We start from the raw sequence: 15,420 nt of genomic DNA, 5'->3' as shown, positions 1-15,420 counted from the left end.
TGATAATAAAACGCCATGACATTTAACGACAAATTACAAGCCTACCTGCAATTAACGCGCTTTGATAAACCTGTAGGTATCGAGCTGTTGCTCTGGCCAACGCTCTGGGGGGTAATGCTGGCGGCGATGGGACAGGCGCAGCAGCAAGGGGCAACGGCAGGTTTGCCGAGTCTAAAGATATTTGTATTATTTGCACTGGGCGCGATTTTTATGCGCGCGGCAGGCTGTGCAATCAATGATTTTGCTGATCGCAAGGTCGACGGTCATGTCAGCCGCACCAAAGGCCGTCCATTAGCGGACGGGCGTTTATCCGCTAAAGAAGCCATTGCTGCTTTTTCAGTATTGGTATTGCTGAGTGCCAGTTTGTTATTCTTTTTGCCTATTGCGGTATTCTACTGGTCGCTTGGCGCCGTTATATTGGCGTTTATTTATCCCTTTATGAAGCGTTTTACCCATTTGCCGCAAGTCTTTTTAGCGGCAGCGTTTGGTTGGGCGATACCGATGGCCTATGTCGCGATACAAGGCGCGCCTGATATCTGGTGTTGGTTACTGTTTATCGCTTATATGTGCTGGACCGTGGCTTATGATACCCAGTACGCGATGGCAGATCGTGAGGATGATTTAAAAATAGGAGTCAAATCAACGGCGATATTATTTGGTCGCTACGATGTGATTATCATCTCGCTGCTACAAACCGCATTTTTACTTATTATGGGTGCGGTCATGTGGCATTACTTTGCGCCAACCAGTGTAGGCGTGATACCAGTATTTGGCTTGGCGCTCGTGGCAATGATGTTTGCCAAGCAGAACAGCGCTTGTGCCAGTCGTCAAGCACTGGCCTGTTTTCAGGCATTTTTGGCCAATATATGGGTAGGGCGTTACGTCTTTGCTCTTATCGCAATCGCGTGTTTATGGACGACTTTTAATGGATAACTTTAAGAAGCTCTCAAAGTCAAAAGCTAGAAAGGTATCTGATGTTAATGCACCAGTTATCGATTATCATGCAAAACTAGCTGAACATGGCTTAACACGTGCACAAGTCATCGAAACTGAGCGTAAACTGGCGAAATTTGCCAATACCATGGATTCGCTCGTACGTATTCCTTTTACCAAACAAGGCATGGGGGCGGATGCGGCACTGTCGACCATTCCGCTGGCGGGAGATTTGGCAGGTCTTGCTTTGACCAGCTATGCTTTTATATTAGGTCGGCAGTTGGGAGTACCGGCGCATAAAATGACCCCAGCGGTTAGGTTGGCGCTGATTGATATGGTGGTTGGTATCGTACCGGGGATTGGCACAGTGCTCGATATCTTTATTCGGCCAAGTCGTAAGACATTGACTATCGTCCACGAGCATCTACACGATGAATATGGCATCACCGAAACCATGCATATGGATCGGCCGTTTTTGCATCAATCATTAGAAGATAGACAGCAGCAAAGTCGCTTTGCGTTCTTTTGGCGTAATCCTATCGTTGCTTGGCTATACCTGCATATTCCTGATCTATTGGGATTAATCGTTATTGTGGTTATTGGTTGGGGCTTATGGGCGCTGATAAGCTGGCTGGTCGGTCTGTTTAGCAAGACCACTGGTTTTGGTTAAAGGTAAAGTAGAGTAAAAAAGGCGGCAAATATGATAAGTATTTGCCGCCTTTTTTAGGGTTTAATTTATTATTTTCGACAGGTTTTAAGCCAAACTCTTATTGATAACATTATTCGGTAATGACTTCTGCTTCTACACTCATGGCCTCAAAGCTCGTTGTTTTATTGTTTTGAATAAGATCAATGCTGCTACCACCGCCATGACTGACCAGCTGAATACTGCCATCGTTTGAGCGATAAGTAGGGTTATTGCCTTGGCCTTCTGGCGCACTCAAGGTCATTTTTGGTTTATTTGGCAAGGTGACGATAGCGTTAAGTACGCCTTTTTCTGAGGTTTCAAAGATGACAAATAACGTCTCACCGCTGGCACTGCGATAATTGACATCAGTGATTTGCGCGCCTTTGATGGCTTGTTCTGGATTGGGCATTATCGCAGCACTATTTGTTGAGGTATCCGCTGCGCTAAGCTCGTTTTCTGTTTCATTTAAGCTTGTATCTTGCTCTAAAGTGGCTGCCGAATCAGTAGCGCTTGGCTTTGTTTCAGCAACTTTCGGTGCATTAATATTAGAGCTTACTGGCGTCGTTTGGGTGGTTGCTTCAGCAGTTTCATTAACGGTTTCAGGTTCTGGCGTCTTTTGGCAAGCATTTAGCAGTGATAGGCTTAAGAACGCAATAGAAATTGCTTTAAAGGAGGGTTTTGATTTCACTAAGGTAAAAATATCGGTTTTCATAATAGATAGCTATCCATTTATCATCGTTATTTAAGTGTTTTAAACTTTAAGGCTAGTCTAGCATTATTCTTTAAGCCTGCTTCTATACTGTTATAAATACATGCCTTGGCTTTGAGAGCATTTTTATAAAACAGCATCCGTATAAATATTGATAAAGGTTAGGGCGTGTCCTCAATTCAATCGATGGACATCTAAAAGGTCTAAAAATGGCTAAATTTTGCCAAACTTCGTCAAATAGCTGGGTAATATCCCGATATTAACTGCACTATTTTCCTTGTTTGGCTACAATTTATCTCATTTTTCTCACCATTTTTAAAATGAGGACACGCCCTAGCGTAACGTTAAATTATTACCTTTTACGCTTTATGCAATCGCGCCCGATTAGGTGATAGCCGCCCTAACATAATAGCCGATAAAGGGGTAAAGCAGCCGAGCATCATATCTGCTAATGCTTCAGCGCATATCGGTGCTAAAGCATAACCCTTTGCACCCATCGCGGAGAGCGCCCAAATGCGGCGGCTTTGCGCAAGTTGTCCGACCAAGGGATGGTAGTCAATCGTTTGCGTGCGCACACCGGCGCGTGCTTGCCATGCGCTGGTATCGTCTGGCAATATATCGCTTAATTCAGGAATATCCTCAAGCAATTTTTCGTAATTTTGCTGATTTTCTTCTTCACGGATATCAATGCTGGCGTCAGCATCTACAAAGCTGGCACCCAATAAAAACTGCGGCTCATTGTCGCGAATGTTATTTATCTTAGCATCGCCGCTTTGTCCGATAAAGGGCGCGCAATAACCACTATATTTGAGCGGTAATTTAGGCAGACCAGCTACCTGCTCGTCAGTGGGCGTAAACCAAGATAATTGCCCGCGAATAGTACGGCACTCAACGATACGTTTGTCTAATTGATGACTCTCATAGGCGGCGCAAATAACGACATTATCAGCGCAGATAGTGACAGAGCTTTGACTATTATCACTGCTGCTTTCTTTATCACCAATCACCGTCACTTTATCTGCAGTTTCTTTGATATCGGTAACGCTAAGCTGCTGATAATTGATATTTGAGTGCTTAAGGATGAGCGTTTTTAGCGCTTGTGGATTGACCAATCCAGATTTTGGTAAATATAAATTGTCCGTTAAGTCTTTAGTTTTTAAGCCGCTTAATTGCCGCGCCTCTTCAATCGTAACCGTGGTTGCCATTTCATTGGGATAATCGGCAATTTGCACAGGGCCGATATTGGTTTTGATTAGCAAGTCTAACGCGCCTGTTTGCTCAAGTATGAGCGGCGTTTGCTGCAGTTCTGCTTGCTGATTAAAATAACGGTACAGCCTGCCGCTATAGAGATAGCCGATAGAGTGCAAGTGCTCATAAACATGATGAATGGGCGTCATATTTGGTGCGAGGAGGGCGCGCGGATTGCCAGAGGCGCCAGCAAGCGGCGCGACTTTATCTACTATCGACACAGTCATACCGCGATTGGCTAGCGTCCAAGCCGTAAGTAGTCCCGCAACGCCTGCGCCAATAACCACTGTATGATTAGGAGTATGGTCATGAGGGTGTGACAAAACGCAAACATTGTTATCGTTATTTAGTGCTAAAGAATCAGGTAAGGACTCATCATTGTCCGCCATCGCTGCCGTTAACATTTCACGCTTGCGTCCAAAGCCTTTTACCTTTTTAATGCTAAAGCCATGCGCTTGCAAGCCGCGTTTGACGATACCAGCACAGCTATAAGTAGCGGCAGTGGTGCCAGTGCGAGATAAGCGCTGCATCTGGGTAAATATCGACTCTGCCCACAAGCTTTCATTACAAGAAGGCGCGAAACCATCTAAAAACCAAGCATCAATATAAGGGCGCTTGATAGCGGTCTCAGTATTTAAAGTAGCTAGGCTATTAAAAGTAGCCAGACTTGCCAAACCATCGCCCGCATCGCCCAACCAAATATCAAGCGTGATATTATCGTCAATAAAATTTAGTCGATGACAGCCAGCAATCAGCGGTGGGTAGTTTGCTAAAAGCTCTTTAATCAATTCGGCAAGTTCGGGCGCGCGCTGTGCCCATAAAGCGAGTATCTGCGTTAAGTCGTTAAGCGGTATGGGGTATTTTTCGGTAGTGATAAAGTGTAAGCGCGCGCTTGTTAACTGCGGCTGCTGCGTACGAAGCTGTCGCCAAAGCTGCCATGTCGCTAAAAAATTCAAGCCCGTCCCAAAGCCCAATTCAGCAATCGTAAAGCATTGCTTATCAGCAAGGTTTGCTAGGCGCTCGGGTAATTGATTATGGGCTAAAAATACATGGCGAGATTCTGCTAAGCCATCAGCGTGCGAGAAATACACATCGCCAAACTCCCCTGATACTGGCACTTGATTGCCAGCATCATCGGTTTGCCATGTAATATTAGCAGGGGTAATCACATCTGGCGGCGCAGGTTTTTTAGGGGGCTTGGTGGCTTTTTTATAAGTGGCAGGAGAGGTAGGCTTAGATATAGCTGATTTAGACTGAGGTTTAGACACAAATTTGGACATAAAGCATCACATTTATAGAGGATTTACTACCAGCGCTCGCGGCGCACAAACACCAACCACGAAATAAATATCCCAACCAATAAGCTCATTAACACCGTAAATGCGCCGTATAAAAACAACTGACCTTTGCTTTCATAAACCAAAACGTTTACTTGTGTTTGTAAGTCATTGACTTGACGCTGAAGCTGGGCATTACGGCTAAGCAATTCTTGATTGGCTTCAGAGAGCGCTTTAGTTGATGGTTGTAGCTGCGCCGCTAAAGTGTCGCTAATATTGGTAGCAGGCTGAGCATTGGTAGCTGGGTTCGGCGCTGTAGTAGACACCGTATTTGAGGCAGTATTTGGAAACGCTAGTTGATTAACAGTATTGGGCGCTAATACAGCGTTAGGCGCTAGCGGAGCAGTTCCTGCCACAGGATCAGCATTGGTCACAGTTGGTGCTGCTTGTGCTGATAGACTGGCAAGTAATAATAAGCTTGCAACGCTAACATTAGTAACGAAACCAAAAGCGGGCTTAGTAACATGATTAAAAACATGATGAGAAACAGAACCATTTAATAATAACTGCTGAATCACGATGCTGTTACCTTATTTGCTGGCTTGTCTGATGATGTAACTGCGGCACTGTCAGTAGGCGCAGGCAAGGTCTGCACGAACGGCTTGATATCTACATGGCTATAGACGCCATCACGCAAATAAGGCTCAGCGCTTGCCCATGCTTGCGCGGCATCAAGGGAGTCAAAGTCAGCAATAATCAAGCTGCCTGACATCTCGCTTTTACCGTGTTCGATGGGCGTTGGACCTGCGATAATAAGTCGCTGCTCGCTTTGTAATACTTGCAGGCGGGCAACGTGTTCGGCGCGCGTCACCTGACGTTGGGCGCTGCTGCCAGCAACATCGTGGCCGATAATAGCAAATAAGGACATGGGACTTCCTCAAGTAAATAATATGAATAAAGCGCTAATAACGACAATAAAAAACAATGATGATATGTCTCATTATATTTTTAAGTCTTATATTATGATTGAACTAGCTTCTATTTAGTGGTTTTATCGGTTAACGCTGGATTGAGATGGTTCTTTAATACGGCAAATTGCGCAATTACGAATACCAACATAATCGGAATCCAGCCGTAAGTTTTAAAGTTAATCCAAGCCTCATCAGACATCGTAAATGCCGTGATATAATGCAAAATACCCATAAAGGCAAAAAACAGTGCCCAAGCGACGGTCAGTTTTTTCCAGCCACTCAAGGTCAGTGAAAACACTTCTTTCATCGCCAATTGCATCAATGGCTTATTGATGATGGCACTGACCAATAGTGTTACCGCGAAGATACCGTTGATGATAGGCGACTTCCAGCGTAAGTAGATGTCGTCACGCAATAGCAGCGTCCCACCGCAAAAGACGATGGTTAATAATAAAACGACCCATTGCTGCTTATCAAATTTGCCTTTTTGACGCACAAAATGGATGGCATAAATGATGATAGTGGCCACGAGCAAGGCGCCTGCCGCCGCTAAAATGCCACTGTAACGCGCAGCAATAAAAAACGCGATCAACGGAATGAAGTCTAATAAGGCTTTCATAGCAAATAGGATGTCCAACAAAAAACGTATGGGGTAGTTTACACGTCTACTGCTGCAAAAAAAAGCAAGTAACAGGATAATCATCCGTTATGATCTGCCTTCATGCGTTATCTTCGCCGCATTTCGTCTTTTTTACTGATAATATAGTCAGTAATGACAGCATATCTATATGCACAACACTTTCAACACCCTCAATATCTTAAGGCCAGCTTTATGAAAATCGACTTACATTGCCACAGTACATGCTCTGATGGTACCTATGCGCCGACCGAGGTAGTACAGCGCGCGCACAACGCTGGCATTCATGTACTGGCGCTGACCGATCATGATACCTTGATGGGTATTGACGCGGCACGCGCGGCGGCGGCGGCCTATGATATACAATTAATCAATGGGGTTGAGATTAGCTGCGAGCATACACTTAGCGGCGGCTATGGCAAAAATAAATCCACCAATAAAATTATCCATGTGTTGGGACTTGATTTCACCGACTTTGATAAAATGCATGCGACGTTGCAGCAATTGCAAGACAGCCGTGCCACGCGCGGTCAGCGTATCACTGAAAAGCTTAGCGAGCTGCTAGATATTGATTATACCGAGCTATGGCAAGCGGTGCTCGATAAAGCAGGCGGCAATCCACAAGCGGTAGGGCGTGCGCATATTGGGCAAGTGTTGTTTGAGCGCGGTGCGGTAAAAACCGTGCAAAAAGCCTTTGATAAATATCTGGCCGATAATAAGCCCGCTTACGTGGCGATTGAAGCATTAACCATGCAGCGCGGCATCGAGCTGATCCACGCTTGCGGCGGCAAGGCGGTACTCGCGCACCCAACGCGCTATCAGCTATCTGCCACCCGCGTACGTAAACTGATCGAAGAATTTGCCGAGCTTGGCGGTGATGCTTGTGAGTTACCTTCAAATAGCGAACCGATTAGTACCCGAAGAATGGTCGATCGCAGTATCGCTGAACATCAGCTTGCGGCCTCTATTGGCAGTGACTTTCATGGAAGTAATATGCCGTGGCGACGTTTGGGCGACGTACCAAACCTTAATCCTGAACAGCAAGGTGTTTGGCAGTCATTTGCGGCATTGGCTTAGTCCAAAACAGGTTATTCTTAAGCTTAATAGATACGCTAAAATAAAACTTTAGATATTGACGGGTAAATCGATTAAAACCGATTGATAATTAAAGGAAAAATTGCCACACTAAATGCGTCAGTTTAGGTCTAATATAAGTCATGCTGTTTATTTTCATGTTTGGTTTGGCTCAATAACTTTCACTATCTGCGGTAGCCCATTATGGCTGTATCGATATCTCATCTAGGCTATAGAAAGCTCTCGCGAGTGATTTTCGAGTGGCAAGCGGCTGATAGGGCCTCACTGCTGGCGCTGTTTGTGTTAATAGAAGTCACCTCACATTGGTTATGGTGCGCGTTTGTTTGGTGGCGCCAAGATCTTTATGGCTCCTATGTAGATATGGGTCTGCTCTATCCTTTATGGACTGGGGTGACGCTGATGCTAGTGTTCTTTTTTTGGATGGTCAGCCGCACATCGCCGATTAGGACAGACACAAGCTCGTTATATAAATGGCAAGCGGTTATGATCACGCTTTATAGCCTTTATATTGCAGTGGTAATTTTAGTCATGGGTCATAGCAGTTTGGTCGCTGGGGTTTCGCTGGTTGGTGGGGCGATGCTTGGGATGATGCTGATACGGCGGCGCTATGTATGGAAAGCCTTTTTGGCTCACATTGCTTTGATCTTTTTGGTCACCTTAATTCCTTATTTTGGTTTTACCATTCCCAATCTGCGTCAAATGACCATCACTTCTTTTCCCTTAGATACTTATAGCTATCTTACCTTTAGTGAAACGGCGGCAATCGAAAACGCCATTTCTGCTGCAATTTTTCAAAATGGCACGCTCAGCTGGGATACATTTAATCAACTGCGCTCTTCTTCGGCATTTTTTTGGCGTACCACTCATATTTATATGGCGCTGCCAAAGGCGATTTTTATCATCTATATGTTTCGCACCCTGCTGTTGATATTGGATAATAGTAAAGCTGAAATCATGCAGTATGCCAATCAAGACGAATTGACCCAACTAAAAAGTCGGCGCTACGGTTTGACGCAAATGCAGCAAGCACTGCTAGCGATGGACGATAAACAAGATTTTAGCGTGATTTTATTGGACTTAGATTGGTTTAAAAATATCAATGATAACTATGGACACGATGTCGGCGACCAAGTTTTGTCTGAGGTTGCCCAAACGCTATTAAAATCGTTATCAGAAGAGGTGATTGTCAGTCGTTATGGCGGCGAAGAGTTTTTAATCGTGCTGCCAGATACCACGCACGAGGGCGCGATGACTATTGCTAAACAGCTACGCAAAGATATCGCCCAACAAGTCATCAAGAGCGATGATAATGTCGATTTTTATATCACCGCCAGTTTAGGGGTTTATACTCTGACGCATGAAGAGCGTGCGCGTATTCAAAATGAGTATAAAGCTTTAGCGCTAGAAGAAAATACGCAAGCGCTGACAGAAGCGCGCAAAAACCGTAGGCAAGGAGAGCGTAGACAAGAGCGTGGCTCGCACAGCTCAAACCAAGCAGGCGCACAACAGACCCATGCACAAAAAAGGATTTCGCAGAGAAGAAAGCGCGCTGCTAAAGAAATAGTGCAAGCCCAACTGCCCAGCGATATTTGTCAGCGCTTAATTTGTATCGCCGATAAAGCCTTGTATGAGGCAAAAGACCGCGGGCGTAATCAGGTGGTCAGTGCCAACCATATGCTCGCGGCAGAAACAGACAAGATCGCTGTCCTTTATGCGACTAGCTAATCGTTAACTAACGCCAGATGAAGTGCTTAAATTCTGTACTAAGCTTGAAAGTACACTGGTTGCAAAGCTGCCGGTCGTTAAAGTAAAACTGAGTACCAAGCTCAGCCCATGATCTGCGTCCTGCCATTTCCAGCTTAATTCTTCAATCGGTAATCTTAGCGCGCGTCGTTGTGCTTTGATATCGCGCTGCTCTAAGCCTGCTGCCAACTGACTTAACAATGGACTTTTCTGTACGATAATATTTTCGATAGTAGCTGCTGCGCCACTGACTTTATCATTACCCACGCCCCATAATACTGCCGTTGGATGAATATCACCGCTGGCAAGTCGCGCTTGCAAAGTGTCGTCCATTACTTCGCTGGCAAATATTGAACCTGAGCCATCCAAATTAAACACTTCACCGGTAAGCCCCGTATTCCAGCTACCATCACGCACCCGCGCTGCTAATATCTCATTAAATATCAAGCTGCGCGCCGCTGATAATTCCATACTGTTTTGTTCACGCGGCGCCTGTTTACGTTTGCCTTTTTTGGGTTGCGGACGACTTTCTGGCGCTGGACGCGCAAATAACGCCAATGCTTCTCTAACATTATTACCGTGACGGCCAAAGCGCTGCGGACCAAAATAATTGGGCACGCCCGTTATGCTGATATGGGCCAAATGCTGCTCGACGGTATCCTTGTTGCTTTTGTTAGACGGCGTCGTCTCTGTGCCCGCAAACTGGATGTCACGCAAGGTAATGATAAATTGATTGGCTCTATGCGTACCACGATTGAGTTTTTTATTATGCCACTCCTGCGCAAGGATGGTGAGCGATTCATTGGCGCCAATATCTACTGGAGCAAATTCAGACTCAGGTAATTGCTTTTTTGGTAGGCGCAGGCTAAACCACTGTGTCGTCAGCGCATGACGGTCTTTTAGTCCCGAGTAACCGACATCACGCAGTGGAATTTCTGCCCACTCGGACAGCAGTTTAGCTAGATAGGCGGTATTCATACCGAGCTTTTCGATATGCAGCCATAAGTGTTCACCTTCGCCTGTAAAGTCGAGCGGCAATATCTCATTGACCACAAAATCTGTGGCATGGGCTTTATAGGTCGCTTGTTTTAAAGGCGACTGCGTCGGCTGTGGTAATTTGGATGTATCAGTGGCGGCGGTAATATCGATATTTGAGATATCAAAGGTTTTATCAGTCAAAGGTTTGTTATTAGGAGAATCGTTATTAAATGAGTCGTTAGCAAAATCGTCTTGAGAAGTCATAAAAGGTATCTTTTGTATTGATAAAAAGTGGTAAGAGCAAAACGTTAAAGAGGGAATAAAGGTAAGTTTACGTTTTGCAACGCAGTCAGTATATAAAAAAATGGCGTCTGGCAATGGGTCTTGCTAGTATCAAAGTATCTGGCAAGACATCTGGTTTTTTAATCACGTATTTTGGGCGTTAATATTTTATTTAAAATGCCGATAAAAAATACGTTTGCAGCAGGAAATAATAAATTTTAATAATAACCGTTAAGGATAACTATGACCAGCTCAACTATCAAAACCGTCACGATCGATAAAGCCGATATCCCTAATGGCGGCATGAAATCGTTCAAGCAAGACGATGACAGCATCATTTTAGTCACCCGCGATGATAATATGTTCTACGCTTTCGATGGAAAGTGCCCTCACGCTGGGGCTGATTTGGGCGCTGGTGTGCGCTGTGGCAATCGAGTGATTTGTCCTTGGCATCATGGAACGTTTGATAGCACGGACGGCTCATTATTAGAGCCGGTTGCCGCTGACGGCTTAACCCAGTATCAGCTTACTGACAATGGCGACAGCTTGAGTGTCAATACCAGCAAAACTATAGATCACAGTACCATCAATGACAAACTTGACGACACTCATACCGTGATCGTAGGTAGTGGCGCGGCTGGATTTATGACCGCGCACCGCCTTCGTAAGCTCGGCTATGGCGGCAAAATCACCATCATTAGCGAAGATGACAAAGCCCCTTATGATAGAACATTATTGTCCAAAGCCTTTTTGTCAGGTGATGCAGATGAGAAAAAACTCATGCTCGGCGGCAGTGACTGGGCAGAAAATCACAATATAAACTTGCAGTTAAAAACCACTGTCAGCGAGGTGAGGCCCAATGAAAACGTCCTGACCGTCAAAAAAGATACGGGCGATAATGAGACCATCCGCCCTGACTTTTTAGTCGTGGCGACGGGCGCCGAGCCGGTCATTCCACCGATTGAGGGGGCTCAGCAAAACGGCGTCTATACCCTTCGCAGTTTAGACGATGCTAAAGCGATGAAAGCAGCAAGTGTGGATAAGCGTGTGATCATCGTTGGCACCGGATTTATCGGAATGGAGGTCGCCTCAGCGCTTGCAAAAGCAGGTCGTGTTGCTAGCGTTACCGTGATAGGTCGAGAGTCTCGTGTCATGAGTCATATCATTTCAGAGTCAGTCAGCGCTGCGCTCATTAACCGTCACCAAGACCGAGGTGTGACCTTTGTCCTTAATGCTTCAGTCGGCAAAATCAATGGCGATGATAAAGGGGTGAACGGTGTGACCCTTGCAAGTGGCGATCGCATAGACGCTGATATGGTCATTCTTGGTACGGGCGTGTCACCGCGAACGGATGTACTCAGCGACGTCAACGATCCTGATGGCGTGCAAGTTGATAATCATCTACAACTGCGCGACGGTGTTTATGCACTCGGCGATATTGCCAAAGCGCCTAATCAAATGGGACGACTGCGCATTGAGCATTGGCGCGTGGCGCTACAGCATGGCCTTGTAACCGCGGCAGCGATAGTGGGAGCAGACGATGTCAATGACAACGCCGAGCGTGTGCCATTTTTTTGGACGATGCAATGTGACAAAAGTATGCGCTATAGCGGTCATGCAGCCACGACTGATCATAGTATTTTGCGAGGCGATCTACAGCAGTTCAATTATATCGAGTTTTATTTTGATGATGAAGGCGAGAACACGCGAGCCAGTGCTGCTAGTGGGGTTGGTCATGATAAAGAAATGGCTGCCTTTGGCGAGCTACTACGCCGAGGTCACGCGCCAACGCGCGCGCAAATCAATGCTGGGTTTGATATTATCGAGCAAGCCCATGCGTTATCGCGCTAGTAGTAAAAACGGATACGTATTATTATAAAGGCTGGCTTGGTTATCCGAGCCAGCTTTTTATATGACTTATAAGCTATGAACGGAAAAGGAAAACCGATGCTATGAATAAAGACCACATTACTAAAGAAGCCTTAAACAAAACAACCGTATTTTTACGTCAAGCTGAAGTAAGTGATATCGACGCGCTCGAGCAATTGCTCAATCGCTGTTATCGGCAAGCGGCAGGCTGGACCAATGAAGCAGATTTGGTCGGCGGTATTCGCACCACCAAGGACGAGCTATTGGCTGTCATTAATGACCCCAAGCATTACGTTTTTATTTATCCAAAAACCACGACAGGTGAGCGTGACGGAAAAGAAACAGGTGAGCTATTAGGCTGTATCGCGGTCGATATAAAAGACGAAGTTACTACAAATCAGCGTGCTGGTAATCAAAAAGCGTATATCGGTATGTTTGCCGTCTTGCCTGAGCTACAAGGGCATGGCGTCGGTCATCAGATACTGCAGGCAGCTGAGACATTTGCGCAGCGGCATTTACAAGCAAATATCCAAGCGTCTGTACAAAATCCCGCGCGTTTAACGATGTCTATTTTAAGTCATCGACCAGAGCTCTTGGCATATTATCAGCGCCGCGGTTATCAGTTAAATGGCAATAGCATGCCGTTTCCCATCGATGGCAATAATGGCGAACCTAAACGCCAAGATTTAGAGTTGTTAGAATTAGAAAAACTTGTAAGCTAATTATCAATCAATCAGTTTTCTTAAACTAATGGCCATTAACCCCAAAAACTGCCAAAGGTCATAAACAATCCGACACTTAATAGGAGAAATGCCACGATAATTAAACGCTTAAACCAGTTAAAACCGAGCAGGCGCGTGGCATTATCATTGGACATCAAATAAGCAAACAGGCCGATTAGGCTGGCGACCAAGGTCATGATGCCAAGACCAATCGGTAATATAGAAAAATACATCTGCCACACAAGCATCTCGCAACGGTGATTATTAAACGCATCATAGCAGTATCATGATTGTGCTGTCTGCATTATCTGCCTCTTACGTTTGAAAAACGTTATCAGCATAACAGGAGGTCAAAGTGGGAAAGTTTAAAAAATTGACGTTACTCCTCCTATATATACTATTTTTTGTCACCTACTCTAAAGCACCTCCCGACAGTACGGTTGCGCGCTTGATTGCAGCACAATATAAAGAAGGTATCAAGATAATGCGGGCTGCCAAGGCGAACGCTGGCAATGACAAAATGGCACAAGATATAAGCAGTCTAATGGAGCGCATGATGCCAACGTTTGAACGCGTCGAGAATATAGACTGTAACCGCGTCAAGGGTAACCGTACTTTTAGCTGTACCGCTGATATCACCCAAAAGATTGCGGGAAATAGCCGAACTAATAAAACCATATTTAACGTTTATCAAGTCAATGGAGAGTGGACGCTGGATAAGTAACCGCTTTGATAAATGAAGATATTTATATGAAAAACGCAAAATGCCTTAATGGCTAGTAATAAAAAAGGCTACCTTATTAAAGGTAGCCTTTTACTTATATTATCTGGTCCATAAAAACTAGCGCATGGTCACAAATTCTTCTGAGCCCGTTGGATGAATAGCGACCGTATTATCAAAGTCAGCTTTCGTCGCGCCCATTTTTATCGCTACCGCAAAGCCCTGAATCATCTCATCGACGCCGTAGCCAATGCCGTGTAAGCCAATGACCTTTTCTTCTTCACCTAAACACACCAGTTTCATCACGCACTTTTGACGGTGCTGCGTGACCGCACTATACATAGAGGTAAAGGTCGATTTATAGCATTTGATATTTTCTTTGCCATGCTGCTCAACGGCATCAATCTCAGACAAGCCAATCGTACCGATAGCAGGGTGGGTAAAGATGACCGTCGGTATCAAGTCATAACTGAGATGCTCATTGGTTTTATTGTTAAATAAGCGCTCTGAAAGCCTGCGACCGGCAGCGATAGCCACTGGCGTCAAATCAATGCTGTTTTCGATAATATCGCCGACCGCGTAAATGCCTTTGACATTGGTGTTTTGAAATTTATCGACTTTAATTTTGCCAAATTCAGTGGTCTCAACGCCGGTTACTTGCAAGTTGATATTGTCGGTTGAGGGCGCACGTCCAATCGCCCAAATCAAGCAATCTACCGTATCAAGGCTACCATCTGCGGTACATAACGTCAGGCTACCATCTTCATTTTTATGAATCTCAGTGAGTGTGGTATTGGTATGCAACTGGATACCGTCTTGCTCCATCTCTATCAGCAAGGTTTCAACGATAGTATGGTCAAATGAGCGCAGCGGCGAATGTTGACGCACATACTGATGCACCTCAGCACCAAGGCTATTGAGCACGCCAGCGATTTCGACAGCGATATAGCCAGCGCCAACGATAGCAACTCGTTTTGGCATTTCATTTAACGCAAAAAAGCCATCAGAATCGATGCCGTATTCTGCACCTTTGATGTCGGGGAGAATCGGATGACCGCCTGTCGCGATTAAGATATGGTCGGCGGTAATCAGCTCGCCATTGACCTCGACAGTGTTAGTATCGACAAAGGTAGCAAAGCCTTTTATCACTTCAACGCCATTTTTCGCCAGATTGTTATCATAAGAGCGATGAATATTTTCGATATATTGTTGGCGGCTATGGACCAGTTTTTGAAAGTCAAAACCTTTGACCTCGACGTCAAAGCCATAATCGGGTGCATATTTTACGATGGCTTCGGCCACTTGCGCGCCGTACCACATCACCTTTTTGGGTACGCAGCCCCAGTTTACGCAAGTGCCGCCCAATTGGTTGGCTTCGATAATGGCACATTTTTTGCCATAGCTCGCTGCTCGATTGATCGAGGCAATGCCACCGCTACCGCCGCCAATGGAAATATAGTCATAATGTTTTGTCATGGTTAAGTCTCTTTATTCAGTACGTATTAATGCGTATTGGTGCAATTTTGCAGTCTATTATTTTTTAATTC

General features: G+C 45.3%; 15 protein-coding genes. 7 read left to right on the top strand and 8 right to left on the bottom strand.

Features of this window, described 5'->3' with window-relative positions; translation table 11 throughout:
• Positions 1-15 precede the first annotated feature (15 nt).
• Together ubiA and RAH45_RS10735 are read left to right on the top strand one after the other, a co-directional pair.
• Positions 16-933, top strand: coding sequence for a 4-hydroxybenzoate octaprenyltransferase (gene ubiA / locus RAH45_RS10740; protein ID WP_068403937.1), 918 nt, complete (start codon positions 16-18; stop codon positions 931-933).
• A complete protein-coding gene (locus tag RAH45_RS10735) occupies positions 926-1,603 on the top strand; it encodes a DUF4112 domain-containing protein (protein ID WP_068403935.1) in 678 nt (225 codons plus the stop codon). The genes ubiA and RAH45_RS10735 overlap by 8 nt, the downstream gene beginning before the upstream one ends.
• Before the next feature lie 109 nt (positions 1,604-1,712).
• Here the strand turns inward: RAH45_RS10735 and RAH45_RS10730 are convergent, their stop codons facing one another.
• From RAH45_RS10730 to ispZ, 5 genes are all read right to left on the bottom strand, one after another.
• Positions 1,713-2,333 carry a hypothetical protein gene (locus RAH45_RS10730; RefSeq protein ID WP_068403931.1) on the bottom strand — a complete coding sequence of 207 codons (621 nt, stop codon included), beginning with the start codon at positions 2,331-2,333 and terminating at the stop codon, positions 1,713-1,715.
• Between the two features lie 356 nt (positions 2,334-2,689).
• Positions 2,690-4,858: a tRNA (5-methylaminomethyl-2-thiouridine)(34)-methyltransferase MnmC2 gene (gene mnmD / locus RAH45_RS10725; RefSeq protein ID WP_102076881.1), complete on the bottom strand. Its 2,169-nt coding sequence runs from the start codon at positions 4,856-4,858 to the stop codon at positions 2,690-2,692.
• Positions 4,859-4,884: 26 nt separating this feature from the next.
• Positions 4,885-5,433: an SH3 domain-containing protein gene (locus RAH45_RS10720; protein ID WP_068403929.1), complete on the bottom strand. Its 549-nt coding sequence runs from the start codon at positions 5,431-5,433 to the stop codon at positions 4,885-4,887.
• Entirely contained in the window at positions 5,430-5,783 is a 354-nt protein-coding gene (locus tag RAH45_RS10715) for a YciI family protein (RefSeq protein WP_068403927.1), read from the bottom strand. The genes RAH45_RS10720 and RAH45_RS10715 overlap by 4 nt, the downstream gene beginning before the upstream one ends.
• A 110-nt stretch (positions 5,784-5,893) precedes the next feature.
• Positions 5,894-6,445: a septation protein IspZ gene (ispZ, locus tag RAH45_RS10710; protein ID WP_068403925.1), complete on the bottom strand. Its 552-nt coding sequence runs from the start codon at positions 6,443-6,445 to the stop codon at positions 5,894-5,896.
• Between the two features lie 213 nt (positions 6,446-6,658).
• Between ispZ and RAH45_RS10705 the strand changes: the two genes are divergently transcribed.
• Entirely contained in the window at positions 6,659-7,540 is an 882-nt protein-coding gene (locus RAH45_RS10705; protein WP_306495270.1) for a PHP domain-containing protein, read from the top strand.
• A gap of 201 nt (positions 7,541-7,741) precedes the next feature.
• Complete coding sequence (locus tag RAH45_RS10700; RefSeq protein ID WP_068403921.1) at positions 7,742-9,283, top strand: GGDEF domain-containing protein; 1,542 nt, start codon at positions 7,742-7,744, stop codon at positions 9,281-9,283.
• A 3-nt stretch (positions 9,284-9,286) separates the two neighbouring features.
• On the opposite strand, the gene truD is transcribed toward RAH45_RS10700, so the two are convergent.
• Positions 9,287-10,543: a tRNA pseudouridine(13) synthase TruD gene (gene truD / locus RAH45_RS10695; protein ID WP_193031552.1), complete on the bottom strand. Its 1,257-nt coding sequence runs from the start codon at positions 10,541-10,543 to the stop codon at positions 9,287-9,289.
• Positions 10,544-10,804: 261 nt separating this feature from the next.
• On the opposite strand from truD, the gene RAH45_RS10690 reads away from it, so the two are divergent.
• Together RAH45_RS10690 and RAH45_RS10685 are read left to right on the top strand one after the other, a co-directional pair.
• On the top strand, positions 10,805-12,412 hold the full coding sequence (locus tag RAH45_RS10690) for an FAD-dependent oxidoreductase (protein WP_068403919.1): 1,608 nt from the start codon (positions 10,805-10,807) through the stop codon (positions 12,410-12,412).
• A gap of 101 nt (positions 12,413-12,513) precedes the next feature.
• Positions 12,514-13,152: a GNAT family N-acetyltransferase gene (locus tag RAH45_RS10685; protein WP_068403917.1), complete on the top strand. Its 639-nt coding sequence runs from the start codon at positions 12,514-12,516 to the stop codon at positions 13,150-13,152.
• A 35-nt stretch (positions 13,153-13,187) separates the two neighbouring features.
• Here RAH45_RS10685 and RAH45_RS10680 read toward each other — a convergent pair whose 3' ends face one another.
• Positions 13,188-13,385: a hypothetical protein gene (locus RAH45_RS10680; protein WP_227678315.1), complete on the bottom strand. Its 198-nt coding sequence runs from the start codon at positions 13,383-13,385 to the stop codon at positions 13,188-13,190.
• Positions 13,386-13,507: 122 nt separating this feature from the next.
• Between RAH45_RS10680 and RAH45_RS10675 the strand changes: the two genes are divergently transcribed.
• Entirely contained in the window at positions 13,508-13,876 is a 369-nt protein-coding gene (locus tag RAH45_RS10675) for a hypothetical protein (protein WP_227678316.1), read from the top strand.
• Positions 13,877-13,993: 117 nt separating this feature from the next.
• On the opposite strand, the gene gorA is transcribed toward RAH45_RS10675, so the two are convergent.
• Positions 13,994-15,349 carry a glutathione-disulfide reductase gene (gene gorA / locus RAH45_RS10670; RefSeq protein ID WP_198329048.1) on the bottom strand — a complete coding sequence of 452 codons (1,356 nt, stop codon included), beginning with the start codon at positions 15,347-15,349 and terminating at the stop codon, positions 13,994-13,996.
• Positions 15,350-15,420 lie beyond the last annotated feature (71 nt).

Source organism: Psychrobacter sp. van23A (assembly GCF_030845275.1).
GTDB lineage: Bacteria > Pseudomonadota > Gammaproteobacteria > Pseudomonadales > Moraxellaceae > Psychrobacter > Psychrobacter faecalis.
This window is presented reverse-complemented; position numbering and strand designations above follow the sequence as displayed.